We start from the raw sequence: 15420 nt of genomic DNA, 5'->3' as shown, positions 1-15420 counted from the left end.
TACGATGATGTTCTCGACATCAACCACGGGGAGACCAGCTATGTCTGCTGCCGCAGTCGAGGGGCCCTACCGCCCCGAGCCGCTGACTCTGCTCGAGCAAGCCAACAAGCTCATGGAGCAGCACCCGGGCTGCCGAGTCGAGATCATCGGGGGAGTAATCACCGTGGCCCCACCGCCGGACGTTCCGCACGCCAGGGTGCTGACCAAACTCATGAAGCCATTCCTGGCGGCGGGCCTGGACGCCGAGGAAACCGAAGTGCTCCAAGGGGTGGGCCTGTGGCTGCCGACCGGCCCCGAGGACTACGCCATCCCGGACCTCGTGGTGGTCGACGCCGACATCCACGAGCACCTGATCGAGAACAACTGCTATGACCCCGCGTCCTTCCGGCTGGTGCTGGAGGTGACGTCCAGCAACTTCAACAACGATCTGAAGAACAAGGTCACCGCATATGCCGAGGCCAAGGTTCCGGTGTATGTGATCGTCAACCGCAAGCACGGGCGGGTTCATGTGCTGACCGACCCCGTCGAGGGCGGATACGACACCCACCGCGTCCATGCCCCGGGTGAGCACATCACCCTCCCGGAGTCGATCGGCGCCGAGGTCACCCTGGACGTGGAGGCGGTCCTGGCCGCCGGGCACCCCTGACGCTCAGCCCCTGCCCCTCAGCCCCCGGCGACCCGTACCGGCAGTGGCCGCAGCGCCTCCCGCAGCGCCTCCGCAAGCGTCTCGAACTCCTCCGTGCGTGCCGCGCCCGCCCGCATGGCCAGGGCGATCCGGCGGGCGGGCGCCGGATCGGCGAAGTCGCCGGTGGCCAGACGGTCGTTGCGCGCGGTCTCCACCCGTAGCGCGGTGCGCGGCAGCAGCGTCACCCCGAGACCACCCGCGACCAACTGCACCAGGGTGGAGAGCCCGGCGGCGCTGGTGGTCACCGGGGTGCCCTCGGTGCGGCCCGCCTCCCGGCAGATGTCCAGGGCCTGGTCGCGCAGGCAGTGGCCCTCGTCGAGCAGCAGCAGATCCAGCTCCTTGAGCGCCTCGCGGGGGATGTCGTCGCGTCCGCCCAGCCAGTGGTCCCGCGGTGTGACCAGGACGAAGTCCTCGTCGAACAGCGGCATTTCGACCACTCCTGGGGCGCCGAGCGGCACCGCGAGCAGCAGCAGATCGAGGCGGCCGTGGGCCAGCCCGTCCAGCAGCGAGGCGGTCTGCTCCTCGTACACCTGGAGATCGAGCCGGGGATAGCGCTCATGCACCAGCCGCAGCACGGTCGGCAGCAGATACGGCGCCACGGTCGGGATCACCCCGAGCCGCAGCACGCCGGTGAAGGGCGCCCGCGCCGCCTCGGCCTCCTCCAGCAGCTCCCCGACCGCCTCCAACACGGTGCGTGCCCGGGCCGCCAGCCGCTCCCCCGCCAGGCTGAGCAGCACCTTGCGCGTCGTACGCTCGAGGAGCTGGACACCGAGTGTCTCCTCGAGGGCCGCGACGGCGCCCGAGAGCGCGGGCTGGCTCATCCCGATGGCGGCCGCGGCATCGCGGAAGTGCAGCTGCTCCGCGACCGCGACAAAGGCCCTGAGCTGGGAAATGCTGGGCTGCCGTGGTTTGCCCGCCGGTGTGGCTGATGCGGCCACTGATAGCCACCTCCAATCAACCCCACCGAGTGTAGCTATTTCACTGATCAATGCACGCTGTGCCAAGGTAGGACCGTCCAACCCCAGGGAAACCCGGATGACCGGGTCTTTCCTACGCAAAACCTGCAAGGAGTGTGCGTGCTCACCGTCGGTGACAAGTTCCCCGAGTACGACCTGACCGCCTGCGTGTCGCTGGAGAGCGGCAAGGAGTTCGAGCAGATCAACCACAAGACCTACGAGGGCAAGTGGAAGATCGTCTTCGCGTGGCCGAAGGACTTCACCTTCGTATGCCCGACGGAGATCGCCGCCTTCGGCAAGCTGAACGAGGAGTTCGCCGACCGTGACGCCCAGATCCTGGGCTTCTCCGGCGACTCCGAGTTCGTCCACCACGCCTGGCGCAAGGACCACCCGGACCTGCGCGACCTGCCGTTCCCGATGCTGGCCGACTCCAAGCACGAGCTGATGCGCGACCTGGGCATCGAGGGCGAAGACGGCTTCGCGCAGCGCGCCGTGTTCATCGTGGACCAGAACAACGAGATCCAGTTCACCATGGTGACGGCCGGTTCCGTGGGCCGTAACCCCAAGGAGGTCCTGCGGGTGCTGGACGCCCTCCAGACCGACGAGCTGTGCCCCTGCAACTGGAGCAAGGGCGAGGACACCCTGGACCCGGTGGCCCTCCTCTCCGGTGAGTGAGCTGATTCCCCATGGCACTCGATGAACTGAAGTCCGCGCTTCCGGACTACGCCAAGGACCTCAAGCTGAACCTCGGTTCGGTGATCGGCAACTCCGAGCTTCCGCAGCAGCAGCTGTGGGGCACCGTGCTGGCCTGCGCGATCGCCTCGCGCTCGGCGCGGGTGCTGACCGAGCTGGAGCCGGAGGCCAAGGCCAACCTCTCGCCGGAGGCGTACACCGCCGCCAAGTCGGCGGCCGCCATCATGGCGATGAACAACGTCTACTACCGGACCCGGCACCTGCTGTCCGACCCGGAGTACAACAACCTGCGCGCCGGGCTGCGGATGAACGTCATCGGCAACCCGGGTGTGGAGAAGGTCGACTTCGAGCTGTGGTCGCTGGCCGTGTCCGCGATCAACGGCTGCGGAATGTGCCTCGACTCGCATGAGCAGGTGCTCCGCAAGGCGGGCGTGGACCGCGAGACGATCCAGGAAGCCTTCAAGATCGCCTCTGTGCTGCAGGCGGTCGGCGCCACCCTGGACGCCGAGGGCGTCCTGGCCGCCAACGGCTGACCCGCTCGGTCACGAGACCGCTCGGTCGCAGAGACTCGAACGGTCGCGGAGAGACTCGAACGGTCGCGGAGACCAGAAGGGCGCCCCACCGATCGGTGGGGCGCCCTTCGGCGTTCAACGGCCACGGGCCGGTCCCGGGTTCACCGGGGCTCGGCGTCCTTCCCCGGCGGCGCACCCGGCGGGTCGGTGGGCGCCGCACCGGAGGCGGTGGCGCCGTGCGGGCCCGGGACGGCGCGCAGCGCGTTCTCCTGGCTGTAGCTGCGCAGATAGACGACGACCGCGTTGGCGACCGCCACCAGCGGGACGGCCACCACCGCGCCGCCGATGCCGCCGATCAGCGAACCGGCCGCGACCGAGAGCACCACGGCCAGCGGATGGACCCGCACCGCCCGGCCGAGGATGAAGGGCTGCAGCACATGGCCCTCGAGCTGCTGCACGGCGAGCACCACGATCAGCACCATCGCCCCCGTGAACACGCCCTGGGTGACCAGCGCCACGACCACCGCGAGGGCGCCGGAGACCACCGCACCCACCAGCGGGATGAAGGCGAAGAGGAAGATGAAGACGGCGAGCGGCACCGCCATCGGCACATGGAGGAAGAACAGACCCACGCCGATGAAGATCGCGTCGATCAGCGCCACGATCACCGTGCCGCGCACATAGGCGGTCAGCGTCGCCCACGCCCGCGGACCCGCGCCCGCCACGCCCTCGCGGGCCGGGGCGGGGACCAGCTTGAGGGTCCAGTTCCAGATCTTCGGGCCGTCGTACAGCAGGAAGAGCGTGGAGAACATCGTCAGCAGAAGGCCGGTCAGCACCTCCACGACGACCGTGACGCCCTCGAGCCCCGCCGAGGTGATCTGCTCGGTGTTGGCGCCGACCGCCTCGCGCAGACTCTTGGCGATGTGGTTGATCTGCTTCTCGGTCACATGGAACGGGCTGTGCAGCAGCCAGCGCCGCAGATCGTCGATACCGGCCTGGACCTCGCCCGAGACCTCGTCGATGTTCTCCATGACCTGCCAGACCACGAACCATACGACCAGGCCCATGACGACGAAGCCGGCGATGAAGGTGAGCGCGGTGGCCAGCCCGCGCGGTACACCGCGCCGGCGCAGCCGGGTCACGGTGGGTTCCAGCAGCGCGGTGATGAGGAGCGCGACGGTGAAGGAGAGCACCACCAGCTGGACGGAGCTGATGACCCTCATGAGCACCCATACCGTGCCGCCGAGCACCAGCAGCCGCCACGCGGCCTCGGCGGCGACGCGGACGCCCCAGGGGACGGCGTCCACCGGATCGGGTTTGGCGGAGACGGCGGGGGCGTAGGCGGGCGGGGCGGGCACGCTGGACGGCTCCGGCCGGGGGGCCTCGCCCTCCGCGCCCTTCCCCGCGGCGCCCGCGGAACTCCGGGGACCCTCGGGGCCCGCCGGGCCCGCGGAACTCTCGGGGCTCCCCGGGCTCGCGGAACTCTCCCGGCCCTCAGCTCCCTCGGCGCTCTCGGCGCTCTCGGCGCCCTCAGTCCCCCGGCGCTCTCGGCGCCGCCCCGCGCGGCTCCGGCGCCCTGGTCCTGGCCCGCTCCTCCGGTGCCGGGCGCGCCGCCGGACGGCCGTGTCCCCCGTGGGCGTTCCTCGGATGGTTCGGGCCCCGATGGGGGCCTCGGGCCGGCGTCGCCGTCGCCCTCGCGCCCCCGCATCTCGGCCTGTTGGGATTCCAGCCGGTGGGCGAGCCGGGTAAGTCCGGTTCCCAGCCTGCCGACCCACTGCGGCAATTTGGACATTTCTCGTTTCCTACCCCCAGGTTCCCCCTCGGCCGTCAAGGAGACGTTACCTGCTGGGGATGCACGAAACCCCCGACCCATGGGACGGGGGTTTCGTGAAGTATGCGAGCGTGCGCCGCTGCCGGGACGGCCCGGTCCGATCGGCTCAGTAGTGGCCGTTGGCCTGCCAGAACGCCCAGGCGTCACAGGGACTGCCGTAGCGCTCGTTCATGTAGTTCACGCCCCACTTGATCTGAGTGGCCGGGTTGGTCTGCCAGTCGGAGCCCGCCGAGGACATCTTGGAGGCGGGCAGCGCCTGTACCAGACCGTAGGCACCGGACGAGGGGTTGCTGGCCTGGTAGTTCCAGGTGGACTCGTGGTCCACGATGTTGCTGAAGCACTGGAACTGGCCACTCGGAACGATCTGCCGCGCCATCGACTGGACTTCGGAGATCGTGTAGGAGGCCTGCTGGGGGAAGTCGCCGGCGTCACGCGTGGCCGAACGGCTCGCGACGTCGTCCTTCTTCTCCTTCGCCTCCCGCTCCTTGGCCAGCTTCTCGGCGGCTGCCTTGTCCGCGGCGGCCTTCTTGGCCTTCGCGTCCTTGGCCGCCTGCTTGCGGGCTGCCTCCTCGGCGGACTTGCGCGCCTCCGCGTCGGCCGCGGTGGACTGAACGTCCGCCTGCTGCGTCAGGGATGCGGTCTGGGCAACGGCCTGCTGCCCGGCGGGTATGTCCGCAAGGAGCGTCGAGTCGGCGGCTGTCGCCTCGATCGGGTCGGACGAGCCCTGCTGCTGTCCGCCCGCGGCGACGCCGACAACGGCGCCCACAGTGGTGACCGCGGTGGCCGAGGCCACTGCGAATCCCCGGACCGAAATCCGGCTCACTCGGTTTCCTTCCAGCTCGCCCGCTTAGGTGACCTCGCGGGCGCAATCGTGCCCCTGACGCTGGCCTCCCCTTGTTCCGTCCCCGGTGGTACACGGTGGGGTCGGCTGGTCACGGGAGGCACGGGCCCGGTGGGGATCCCCCGCGGGAAATCCTCGAGGTGCTCGGGCGGCATACGGCGAACTCTCTTCAATTCTGGTGCTGCTGTGGTTCTGTACCGCTGGGGGTACCGGTGTGCCGTATGCGGGGCCTGACAGAACCCACAGACTGCCGGACGCCGAGCCCCGAGGCAATTCCCCGCCAGGTGTGAAAGCTCACATCCCGTTTACGCCCTAGGATTTCTGGAAATCCCCACGCACCAAGACGCCGCGCGGCTAAGCTCCTTGGCCTTTCCGCGCGGCGCCCTGTGGCCGCAAACGACTCAACCAGCTCAGATGTGGCCGTCCTCCAGCATTTCGGTCACCAGCGCCGCGATCGGCGAACGCTCGGAGCGGGTCAGGGTGACATGCGCGAACAGCGGATGCCCCTTCAGCTTCTCGACGACCGCCACCACACCGTCGTACCGCCCGACGCGGAGGTTGTCCCGCTGGGCCACGTCGTGGGTCAGCACCACCCGGGAGTTGGCGCCGATCCGGGACAGCACGGTGAGCAGCACATTCCGCTCGAGCGACTGGGCCTCGTCGACGATGACGAAGGCGTCATGGAGCGAGCGGCCGCGGATATGCGTCAGCGGCATCACCTCCAGCATCCCGCGCCCCACGACCTCCTCGATCACCTCGGCGCTGGTCACCGCGGACAGCGTGTCGAAGACCGCCTGAGCCCAAGGGCTCATCTTCTCGGCCTCGGAGCCGGGCAGATAGCCCAATTCCTGGCCACCCACCGCGTACAGCGGACGGAAGATCATCACCTTGCGGTGCTGACGCCGCTCCAGCACGGCCTCGAGACCGGCGCACAGCGCCAGCGCCGACTTGCCCGTACCGGCCCGGCCGCCCATCGAGATGATGCCGACCTCCGGGTCGAGCAGCAGGTCCAGCGCGATGCGCTGCTCCGCGCTGCGCCCGTGGATCCCGAACGCCTCCCGGTCGCCGCGCACCAGTCGCACCTGCCCGTCCGGGGTGACCCGGCCGAGCGCCTTGCCTCGCTCGGACTGCAGCACCAGACCGGTGTGCACGGGCAGTCCGGCCGCCTCGGGGACGTACGCGGTCTCGGCGGCGAACAGGTCGTCCACCTGCTCGGCCGAGACGGCGAGCTCCGCCATCCCGGTCCAGCCCGAGTCGGTTATCGCCAGCTCCGCGCGGTATTCCTCGGCGAGCAGCCCCACCGAGGACGCCTTGATGCGCAGTGGCAGGTCCTTCGATACGACGGTGACGTCATACCCCTCGGCCTGCAGGTTTCTGGCGACCGCGAGGATCCGCGCGTCGTTGTCCGGGATGCGGCCGTGATTCAGGAAGGCCGCGGGCAGAACACCCGGGTCGGAGTGGTTGAGCTCGACACGCAGAGTCCCGCCCAGATCGCCGATCGGGATCGGGGCGTCAAGGCGGCCGAACCGGACGCGGTACTCGTCCAGCAGGCGGAGCGCCTGCCGCGCGAAGTACCCGAGCTCCGGGTGGTGCCGCTTGGCCTCCAGTTCCGTGACCACCACGACCGGCAGCACGACTTCGTGCTCGTCGAAGCGGGCCATGGCATTGGGGTCGGCCAGCAGGACGCTGGTGTCGAGGACATAGGTGCGCCGGTCTTGCTCGCGGCGTTTCTTGCTGGTCACCACGGGTGGACGTACCCCCTCGGGAGAGGTTGGGGTGCGACGGCGTCGCGGGAGTGAGGTATCCCCGCCGTAGACGGGGAACGGACCGGGCTCAGGCCCTACTGGGAGGGCCGAGCGCCGGCCCTCCGCGTCATACGCACGATCCGCACAGTCGTCCGTGTGCAAAGGGCCTCCCGGACGGACGGCCCAATGCCGTCCGCTGGCAGTTCGACACCCGACTGGACAGGTGGGACAGGGCGTCGACCTGGAAGGGATATTCCCTCGAACGTGCGGGGGCATGCAACGGCATATGACGGCGCGGATATGAACGTTGTGAAACCAGCGTGCTACACGGCCCGGGGCCGGACGCCGGGCGGCGTCCGGCCCCGGGCCGGTGAACTGCGGTGCTACAGACCGGAACTAGTTGCCGTACCTGCGGTGACGGGCGGCGTAGTCGCGCAGTGCGCGGAGGAAGTCGACCTTGCGGAAAGCGGGCCAGAAAACTTCACAGAAGTAGTACTCCGAATGGGCGCTCTGCCACAGCATGAAGCCGGAGAGCCGCTGCTCACCGCTGGTGCGGATGACCAGGTCGGGATCCGGCTGCCCACGCGTGTACAGGTGTTCGGAGATGAGGTCGATGTCGACGACCTCGGCGAGCTCCTCGAAAGAGGTGCCCTTGGTGGCGTGGTCCAGCAGCAGCGACCGCACCGCGTCGGCGATCTCCTGCCGTCCGCCGTAGCCGACGGCCACATTGACCAGTATTCCGTCGATGTGCTCGGTGTCCCGCTCGGCCTCCTTGAGGACCGTCTGGGTCCGGGAGGGCAGCAGATCGCGGTTGCCGACGTGGTGCACCCGCCAGCGGCCGTCGGCGGCCAGATCGCGCACCGCGCCCTCGATGATGCTCAGAAGCGGTCCCAGCTCGTCCTCGGGGCGGTCCAGGTTGTCCGTGGAGAGCAGCCAGAGGGTGACGACCTCGACGTCCGTCTCACTGCACCAGCCGAGCAGCTCCTGGATCTTGCTGGCGCCCGCCTTGTGCCCCTGCTCGGCGGTGCCGCCGGCCGCGCGGGCCCAGCGGCGGTTGCCGTCGAGGATGACGCCGATGTGCTTGGGCACCTGGGCGTGATCGAGGCGGCCTTCCACCCGGCGTGCGTAGAGCCCGTACACCAGGTCGCGCAACTTCACGTCTTCCAGCCCCTCAGTGCCTCGCATGGCTTGCCATGGCAGTCCGCCCCAAGGCCGACACCCTACTGCGGGGCGGGAAGGCTGGCTAACCGGGACGGCCGAACGATCACCCTGCGTCACGCTTCGTAGCCGACCGTGCGGGATACGTGCCGCCCCTGGGGCCCCGGATGCCCCAAATAAAGCGGGCCGGTCCGTGGGGGGGGAGTACGGACCGGCCCGAGGGGGGGCTTCCACCATAACGCTTCGTGAGGGGATGTCCATGCACCGGCGGGGCCGACAATCCGCGCGCCGGTTTCATCCGGCCCCGAGCGCCCCCAGCACCAGCCCGGCGCCCGCCCCGAGAATCATGAAAGGGCCGAACGCCATCGCGGTCCGGCGCCCGGCCCGCCGGGTCAGCACCAGGGCCGCGGCGCAGCAGGAGCCCAGCAGCAACCCGGCGAAGGCGCCCACAAAGAGCACGTCCCAGCCGTACCAGCCCAGGGCGACCCCCAGCGTCAGCGCCAGCTTGACGTCGCCGAACCCCATCCCGCTCGGGCTGATCAGGAACAGCACCAGATACGCCCCGCCCAGCACCGCGCCGCCCAGCAGCGCGCGCGGCCAGGACCCGGCGCTGTGCGGCAGCAGCGCCGCCGCGCCGAGCAGCGCGGCGACTCCGCCCGCCATGGGCAGGGTGAGGACGTCCGGCAGCCGGTTTACCGCCAGGTCCACGGCCGTGAGCAGCACCCCCAGCGGCGCCAGCAGAAGCCACACCGCCAGCTCCGGGCGGGCGCCGACGGCCGCCGCCAGGCCCGCGCACACCAGCGCGGTGAGCGCCGCGGCGGGCAGCGGGCCCGTCCCGTAGTCCCGCTCGCCGCCCCGGCAGCCGGCGCAGCGGGCGGGGCCCAGCCAGCCGCGCGCCGGGCCGGTGAGCGCGTGCCCGCGCGGACAGGCGCCGCGCCAGGGCTCCTCCGGATCGACGGCCAGCCGGTAGAGCGGGCGCGGTACGAGCAGCCCGGCGGCCGCACCGTACGCGGCGGCGAGCACGATCAGCAGCGGTTGCACGGGCCGAGCCTACGGAAGCGCCCGGCCGGTGGAACACTGCGCGGGACGGGCGGACGGCGCGGGACGGGCCGAAGGGGGACCGGATGGTGGGCCGCTGGCGGGACGGTACGGGGACGCTGCACGTGGTCGGCGGCGCGGACGGAGCGGACGGCGCAGAGGAGGACCGGGAGGGCGCGGAGGGCAGCGCGGGGCGCGCGAAGGGCTTGAGCGCGGGGCTCGCGGAGGGCATTCCGCTCACCATCGCCGCCTCCTATCGCGCCCGCGCCCGCGGTCTGCTCGGCCGGGACGGCATGACCGGCGCGCTCCTCCTCACCCCGGCGAGCGGGGTGCACACCTTCCGGATGCGGTTCGCCATCGACGTCGCGTATCTAGACCGGCGGCTCACCGTCGTGGACGTCCACACCCTGCGCCCCGGCCGGCTCGGGCGCCCCCGGCTGCGCGCCCGCCATGTCCTGGAGGCGGAGGCGGGCGCGTTGGAGCGCTGGGGCGTGCGGCGGGGCGTACGCGTCGTGATCACCCCCGGGCCTTCAGCGCCGCCCACTCCTTCTGTACGCTGACTTCTCGGTGTCATGGTTGGGACACCCTCGATCGCGGTCGAGATTCATCGAGGTAGCGGTCGGGATCATCGAGGTAGAGGTAGTAGGGGTAGGGGTGGCACGGTGACGACCACGGGCAAGATTCTGCGTTTCGACGAGTTCCGCGGCTACGGCTTCATCGCTCCGGACGACGGTGGCGAGGACGTCTTCATGCACGCCAACGACCTGCTGGACGAGAAGCACCTGTTCCAGCCGGGGTCCAAGGTGCGGTTCGTTCCCGAGTACGGCGACAAGGGGCCCAAGGCGTCGGAGGTCCGCGTCCTCGAACGCGCCGCCGCGCCGGTCGTGCGGCCCTCCGGGCCGGACGGCGACGACACCATGTGCGATGTGCTGTCGGTCGCCGAGCTCCGGCAGGAGCTCACCGAGGCGCTGGTCGAGATGGGCGGCAGCCTGACCGCCGACCAGATCAAGCAGGTGCGCAGGCGGGTCATCGAGCTCGCCCAGGCGCACAACTGGATCGAATCCTGATATCGGACCCTGAATCCTGGTATCGGATCCTGGCGTCGGGCCGCATCGCGTCCTGACAGCGGGCTGAGGGCCGCCGCCGCGACGAGCCGTCGCGGCGGCGGCCCTTCGCGTTCCAGGGATCCTCGCGTTCCAGCGCCTCTCAGCTTCCGGCGCTCCTCGGCTTCCGGTGCTTCTCAGCTTCCGGTGACCTTCAGCATCATCCACATCGCCGCCGTCGCGGCCACCACGGTCGCCGGTACGGTCAGCAGCCCCAGACGGGTGAACACCCCCAGGTCGGAGCCGGTGTCCGGCTCGTGGTGGTGCACTATGCGCCGCCACAGCAGGGTGGCCAGGGAGCCGACGTAGGTGAGGTTGGGGCCCAGGTTGACGCCGATCAGCACGGCGAGCACGGGCCCGGTGCCGCCCGCGGAGGCGATCGGCAGCAGCGCCAGCACGGCGGGCAGGTTGTTGATGAGATTGGCCAGCACCGCCGCGACCGTCGCGATCCCGAGCAGCGCGGGCAGGCTCGTCCCGGTGGGCAGCACCTGGGTCAGCGCGTCCTGGAGACCGCCCGCCAGCACGGCCTGGACCACGACTCCGAGCGCGAGCACGAACAGGCAGAACAGCGGCCCGGCCGCGCCGATGGCCCCCCTTACGGTCGTCTCGCGGCGCCGCAGCGCCCTTACGGTGAGCACGAGGGCGCCCGCCCAGGCCGCCCACTGGGGGTCGAGGCCCGCCAGCGAGGTCCCGACGAACCCGGCGAGGGTCAGCAGCAGCACGGTCAGCGCGAAGACCGGCACCCGGGGCCAGTCGGCGGGCGGGGGCTCGGAGGTCCCGGCGGCCAGATCGGTGGCGAAGAACCGGCGGAAGACCAGGTACTCGATGCCGATGGTCAGCAGCCAGGCGGGCCCCATCAGCACGGCGAAACGGGTGAAGGAGACCCCGCCGGCCTGAAGGGCGAGCAGATTGGTGAGGTTGGAGACCGGAAGGAGCAGGGACGCCGAGTTCGACAGATGGGCGCAGGCGTACACATGCGGCCGGGACCGCGCCCCGAGCCTGCCCGCCGTGGCGAACACCACGGGCGTGAGCAGCACGACGGTGGCGTCCAGGCTCAGCACGGCGGTGACGACCGCCGCGACGGCGAACACCCCGCCCAGGAGCCGGTCCGTACGCCCCGCGCAGGCCCGCGCCACGGCCTGGCCCGCCGCCTCGAAGAGCCCCTCGTCCGCGCACATCCGGGCAAGCAGCAGTACGGCGGCCAGAAAGCCCACGACGGGCAGCAGCTCCTGGGTCTCCGTCCAGGCCCGGGCGGGCGAGACCGCCCCGGTGGCCACGACGATCCCGGCGGCGGGCACGGCCGCGACCGCTTCCGGCAGACCCCGGGGGCGCACCACAGCGAAGGCCAGTACGCCGAGCAGCAGGACGACGGAAAGGGACTCGGCGACGGCGGTACTCAGAACGGACTCCGGCGGATGGCGTGATCGGCACACCCATGATGCGGCATCGCGCCGCCGGGACCGCTCAGCCGGTCCTGGGGAGCCGGGAACCGGGACCGCTCGGCCCGCCCGTCCTGGGGAGCCGGGAACCGGGCCGCTCAGGCGGTCCTGGGGAAGCTGACCTCCACCCGGCGGTTGCGCTTGCGGCCCTCCTCGCTCGCGTTGTCCGCGATCGGGTACTGCTCGCCGTAGCCCCGGATCTCGTAGTTGACCGAGGGCTCAAGGTCCTCGGCGAGCGCCTGCTGCACCGCGTTGGCCCGCTGCTTCGACAGCACGATGCCATGGCCCGCGGAGCCCAGGTTGTCGGTGAAGCCGAAGACGCGGACGCTCTTCGCGTTCTGCCGCTCGGCCTCGGAGGCGATCTCCTTGATCCGGGCCTTCGCCTCGCCGCCCAGCTTGGCGCTGTCCTTGCCGAAGAGCACCTCGGCCTGGAGGGCGAACTTCACCTTGGCGTTGGTGTCCTCCCGCCGCTCGTCGCCGTCGTCCGTCTCGACCACGGACTTGATGTCCAGGACCCGGCCGGGCGCCAGCTTGGCGCCCTCGGGCATCCGCAGATCGGAGTCCTTGGCGTCGATCTTCAGGGGCGGGGTGGTGTCGGCGGGCGCGCCGGGGCCGCTGTCCGCGTGGGCGGGCGGCGCCGGAGCGGTGAGGGTGACCAGGAGCGCGGTGGAGGCCAGCGCGGCCAGTACGGGGCCGCGGCGCGCGGGGCGGCGGGCCGTCGTCTGCGGTGTCATGGCCCGGCTCATCCGGAGAGGGTGATGCCGACGGACGGCATGGTCGGGATCTGGAAGTCGAGCTCCGTGACGCTCTTCGGCGGGGCCGGGAACTGTGCGAACAGCGGCCGGCTCTCATTGGGCTTGATCCCGGAGAGCCCCGTGGTGCACAGGCACTGGCCGTCGGTGTCCCGGAGGACGAGATAGCGCTTCTTGCCCTTCTCGTCGACCAGGGACGCGCCGGAGACGGACGACAGGGACTTCACCTCGGTCTCCTTCGAGCGCCAGTCGATCGCGTTGAAGAGCCGACTGCCGTGGTTGGTGACGGTGGCGTTCACGGTGACGAACCCGCCGTCGTCGCGCTCCGCGGAGTGCAGGGTGACGACGATCCCGCCGGGACCCTTCATCTCGCCGATGGTCTTGGACGAGTCCGCCGCGGGCTCCTGATCCCCGCCGTCGTCCTTGGGCGCGGTCGACGTCCGGGCCGCGCCGTCGCCGGGCTTCTTGTCGCCGTCGCCGTCGCCGCTGCCGCACCCGGCCACGGCGAGGGCCAGGGCCGCGGCGAGCGCCGTCGCGGCGGCCCCCCTCCGGGCCTTCGTCGTGTGCCGAATGCTCATCGCTCGCTGTCCTTTGCTCTTCGTTCGCTCGTCAGTCGGCCGTCAGTCGGCAAGGTGCACGGAGAACAGGTCCTTGGCGTCGGGGAAGAGGTCGAGACGCGTCGGGTCGATGGTCAGGTCGAGTCCGTCGCAGCGGAGGTCGATGGGCGGCTTGTCGTCCTTACCGCCGTCCCCGTCGCCCTTACCGCCGTCCCCGCCCTCGTCGTCCTTACCGCCGTCGCCGTCATCGGGCCCCTTGGTCGGCGGGGCGGGCGGCTCGGCCGTGCAGCGCGGGGTGACGACCGCCTTGGCCGTCGCCTTCGCGTGCTTGGTCTCCGTGCCGGGGATGACGGTCTTGCCCACGGGCTTCCGCGTCCTGACGGTGACGGTGAAGGACGTCGGCAGGAACTCGGGCCCGTGGCAGTCGGTCACGTCCGCACCGTTCTGACCGGCGAACCACCGCGCCTCATCACAGGCGCTGGTCGAGCCCAATCCCCGTCCGTTCAGCAGGTCGTCCCAGGCGCTGCCGTCCGCGATCGCCTCCAGGAACCCCTTGCGCAACTGGTCGCGGTAGTCCTGGGCGGCCGCGAGGGCCGCCGCGTCGGCGGCGGTCTGTCCGCCGTTGCGGGTGGCTCCGGCCTGGCCGACGGCGAAGAGGGCGAGCGCGAGGAAGAGCAGGCCCGCCACCGCGGTGATGTAGATCGGAAATGCCTGCCCCGCGTCGCTCCTGAGATCTCGGCGCGCTGTCACGGGACCGGTCAGATGCCGACGACCTGTGAGATCTTGTCGGAGATGGCGTTCGCGATCATGCTGCCGAAGTCCGTGGTCGACAGGACCAGCACGATGGCCACCACCACGGCGATGATGCCCAGATATTCGATCGAGGTCTGTCCCCGATCGTTCCGCATGACGCGCTTCCCCATTGTGTTCCCCTCCATGGGCTGCCGTCCCACTGTGGTCCGGCGACTCAACCCCCGTTGTGTCGCTCGCGACACGAGCAAAGTACGCCGAAACAGCCGTCTCGGAACAGTGCCCCAGGAAGCATTGCCTTCCCCGTTCACCACGTTCGAACCGTGGACGTGACGACCGGCCCCGGTCGTGCATCCGTCTCACCCCCTCCCGCCACCGAGGAGTTCTCCGTCGACGACTGTCCCACATTCAATTGCAACCGCGAAGGAGCTTCACCTAAAAGAGACCGTCAGTCCCCGGTCACCGAACCGAAGTCGGTGCCCGAACCGATGAAGAACCCCGCGACGAGCAGCACCATGGTTCCGGGGACCATGAAGGTCGTAATGACCATGGTCGCCTTCGGTACCGCACGCGCCGCGCGCCGCCGCGCGTTCTGAGCGTCCGTACGGCGCATGTCGTTCGCAATGGCGATCAGCGTTTCCACAATCGGAGCGCCCAGCTCCTCCCCCTGCTGGAGGGCGGTGACGAACTGCGCGACCTGTTCGGAGTCATTACGTTTACGTAGCTCCTCGAACGCATGGCGGCGGCTGACGCCCATGTCCATTTGCCGAAGTGTGATGCGAAGTTCATCCGCCCAGGGACCCTCATACTTCTCCGCGACCCGGTCCAGGGCCTGACGGAAGCTCAATCCGGCGCTCACCACGACGGCCAGAACATCCAGAAAATCCGGCAGTGTCCGCTCGATCGCGTCCTTGCGCTCCCGCACCGCCGCCCAGATGCCCACCTCGATCCAGAACAGCCCGAACGCCACCAGCACCAGCGCCAGCAGCACTTGACCCTTGATCAGCATCACCAGCGCCCCGCCGAAGCCGAGCGCCCCGTAGACCGCCCGCCGGGCCGCGTAGCGGTCCACCGTCAGACCGCCCGGATTGCCCGCCAGATCGATCCGGCGGCGGACCCTGGCCACCCGCTTCTCGCCCATCAGCCGCAGCACCAGCGGGGCGTAGCGGATGCCCAGCCGGTCGACGGCCGAGCCGACCGCGGTCGTCCGGCTGGAGCCGACCTCCAGGGCCACCGCGAGGTCGCTGGGCAGCTTGGCCTCGCTGCGGTACAGCGTGATGCCGTAGGCGATGCCCGCCACCGCGAGACCGGCCGCCAGCGCCAGCAGCAGTGCCATCTCCCTCAAGTCCCCTCTACCTGG

At 70.4% G+C, this 15420-nt stretch carries 17 protein-coding genes; 5 read left to right on the top strand and 12 right to left on the bottom strand.

Translation table 11 applies throughout. The annotated features are described in order from the left end of the window. Window positions 1–40: 40 nt before the first annotated feature. Window positions 41–646, top strand: a complete 606-nt coding sequence (locus CGL27_RS30305) for a Uma2 family endonuclease (protein WP_119991301.1) — start codon at window positions 41–43, stop codon at window positions 644–646. A gap of 17 nt (window positions 647–663) precedes the next feature. On the opposite strand, the gene CGL27_RS30300 is transcribed toward CGL27_RS30305, so the two are convergent. Further along, window positions 664–1623, bottom strand: coding sequence for a hydrogen peroxide-inducible genes activator (locus CGL27_RS30300; protein ID WP_119991300.1), 960 nt, complete (start codon window positions 1621–1623; stop codon window positions 664–666). A gap of 138 nt (window positions 1624–1761) precedes the next feature. On the opposite strand from CGL27_RS30300, the gene CGL27_RS30295 reads away from it, so the two are divergent. Further along, the gene (locus CGL27_RS30295) at window positions 1762–2316 is read left to right on the top strand and encodes a peroxiredoxin (protein ID WP_014054604.1); all 555 of its coding nucleotides are present in this window, start codon (window positions 1762–1764) and stop codon (window positions 2314–2316) included. Between the two features lie 11 nt (window positions 2317–2327). After that, entirely contained in the window at window positions 2328–2867 is a 540-nt protein-coding gene (locus CGL27_RS30290; protein WP_014054603.1) for an alkyl hydroperoxide reductase, read from the top strand. 140 nt (window positions 2868–3007) lie between these two features. On the opposite strand, the gene CGL27_RS30285 is transcribed toward CGL27_RS30290, so the two are convergent. The 5 genes from CGL27_RS30285 to CGL27_RS30265 all read right to left on the bottom strand — a co-directional run bounded on the left by CGL27_RS30285 (window position 3008) and on the right by CGL27_RS30265 (window position 9462). Further along, window positions 3008–4204 carry an AI-2E family transporter gene (locus CGL27_RS30285; protein ID WP_119991299.1) on the bottom strand — a complete coding sequence of 399 codons (1197 nt, stop codon included), beginning with the start codon at window positions 4202–4204 and terminating at the stop codon, window positions 3008–3010. Between the two features lie 579 nt (window positions 4205–4783). After that, the gene (locus tag CGL27_RS30280; RefSeq protein ID WP_078643276.1) at window positions 4784–5500 is read right to left on the bottom strand and encodes a transglycosylase SLT domain-containing protein; all 717 of its coding nucleotides are present in this window, start codon (window positions 5498–5500) and stop codon (window positions 4784–4786) included. A 428-nt stretch (window positions 5501–5928) separates the two neighbouring features. Next, on the bottom strand, window positions 5929–7263 hold the full coding sequence (locus CGL27_RS30275; RefSeq protein WP_078643275.1) for a PhoH family protein: 1335 nt from the start codon (window positions 7261–7263) through the stop codon (window positions 5929–5931). Window positions 7264–7659: 396 nt separating this feature from the next. Next, window positions 7660–8421, bottom strand: a complete 762-nt coding sequence (locus tag CGL27_RS30270) for an isoprenyl transferase (RefSeq protein WP_078643274.1) — start codon at window positions 8419–8421, stop codon at window positions 7660–7662. A gap of 294 nt (window positions 8422–8715) precedes the next feature. Next, a complete protein-coding gene (locus CGL27_RS30265; protein ID WP_078643273.1) occupies window positions 8716–9462 on the bottom strand; it encodes an A24 family peptidase in 747 nt (248 codons plus the stop codon). Window positions 9463–9545: 83 nt separating this feature from the next. Here CGL27_RS30265 and CGL27_RS30260 point away from each other — a divergent pair, with 83 nt between their 5' ends. Next, a complete protein-coding gene (locus CGL27_RS30260) occupies window positions 9546–10019 on the top strand; it encodes a DUF192 domain-containing protein (RefSeq protein WP_119991298.1) in 474 nt (157 codons plus the stop codon). A 102-nt stretch (window positions 10020–10121) separates the two neighbouring features. Continuing rightward, on the top strand, window positions 10122–10526 hold the full coding sequence (locus CGL27_RS30255) for a cold shock domain-containing protein (RefSeq protein WP_078643271.1): 405 nt from the start codon (window positions 10122–10124) through the stop codon (window positions 10524–10526). A 173-nt stretch (window positions 10527–10699) separates the two neighbouring features. On the opposite strand, the gene CGL27_RS30250 is transcribed toward CGL27_RS30255, so the two are convergent. The 6 genes from CGL27_RS30250 to CGL27_RS30230 all read right to left on the bottom strand — a co-directional run bounded on the left by CGL27_RS30250 (window position 10700) and on the right by CGL27_RS30230 (window position 15396). Next, window positions 10700–11962, bottom strand: a complete 1263-nt coding sequence (locus CGL27_RS30250) for an SLC13 family permease (protein ID WP_078647632.1) — start codon at window positions 11960–11962, stop codon at window positions 10700–10702. A 137-nt stretch (window positions 11963–12099) separates the two neighbouring features. Next, a complete protein-coding gene (locus CGL27_RS30245; RefSeq protein WP_119991297.1) occupies window positions 12100–12735 on the bottom strand; it encodes an OmpA family protein in 636 nt (211 codons plus the stop codon). Window positions 12736–12743: 8 nt separating this feature from the next. Beyond that, window positions 12744–13331 carry a hypothetical protein gene (locus CGL27_RS30240; protein WP_078643270.1) on the bottom strand — a complete coding sequence of 196 codons (588 nt, stop codon included), beginning with the start codon at window positions 13329–13331 and terminating at the stop codon, window positions 12744–12746. A 42-nt stretch (window positions 13332–13373) separates the two neighbouring features. Then, window positions 13374–14060 carry a pilus assembly protein TadG-related protein gene (locus CGL27_RS30235; protein WP_119991296.1) on the bottom strand — a complete coding sequence of 229 codons (687 nt, stop codon included), beginning with the start codon at window positions 14058–14060 and terminating at the stop codon, window positions 13374–13376. An 8-nt stretch (window positions 14061–14068) separates the two neighbouring features. Then, window positions 14069–14218 carry a hypothetical protein gene (locus tag CGL27_RS50270; RefSeq protein WP_162496074.1) on the bottom strand — a complete coding sequence of 50 codons (150 nt, stop codon included), beginning with the start codon at window positions 14216–14218 and terminating at the stop codon, window positions 14069–14071. Window positions 14219–14508: 290 nt separating this feature from the next. Further along, a complete protein-coding gene (locus tag CGL27_RS30230) occupies window positions 14509–15396 on the bottom strand; it encodes a DUF5936 domain-containing protein (protein ID WP_119991295.1) in 888 nt (295 codons plus the stop codon). Window positions 15397–15420 lie beyond the last annotated feature (24 nt).

Source organism: Streptomyces sp. 11-1-2 (assembly GCF_003595545.1).
GTDB classification, from domain to species: Bacteria; Actinomycetota; Actinomycetes; order Streptomycetales; family Streptomycetaceae; genus Streptomyces; species Streptomyces hygroscopicus_B.
The sequence above is the reverse complement of the archived record's forward strand: the minus strand, read 5'-3'. Positions and strand labels throughout refer to the sequence as shown.

Excerpts from the sequence above, each read along its gene's own strand:
- CGL27_RS30305 (WP_119991301.1), top strand. The coding sequence starts at position 41 with ATGTCTGCTGCCGCAGTCGAGGGGCCCTACCGCCCCGAGCCGCTGACT.
- CGL27_RS30290 (WP_014054603.1), top strand. The coding sequence starts at position 2,328 with ATGGCACTCGATGAACTGAAGTCCGCGCTTCCGGACTACGCCAAGGAC.
- CGL27_RS30260 (WP_119991298.1), top strand. The coding sequence starts at position 9,546 with ATGGTGGGCCGCTGGCGGGACGGTACGGGGACGCTGCACGTGGTCGGC.
- CGL27_RS30245 (WP_119991297.1), bottom strand. The coding sequence starts at position 12,735 with ATGACACCGCAGACGACGGCCCGCCGCCCCGCGCGCCGCGGCCCCGTA.
- CGL27_RS30240 (WP_078643270.1), bottom strand. The coding sequence starts at position 13,331 with ATGAGCATTCGGCACACGACGAAGGCCCGGAGGGGGGCCGCCGCGACG.
- CGL27_RS50270 (WP_162496074.1), bottom strand. The coding sequence starts at position 14,218 with ATGCGGAACGATCGGGGACAGACCTCGATCGAATATCTGGGCATCATC.
- CGL27_RS30230 (WP_119991295.1), bottom strand. The coding sequence starts at position 15,396 with ATGGCACTGCTGCTGGCGCTGGCGGCCGGTCTCGCGGTGGCGGGCATC.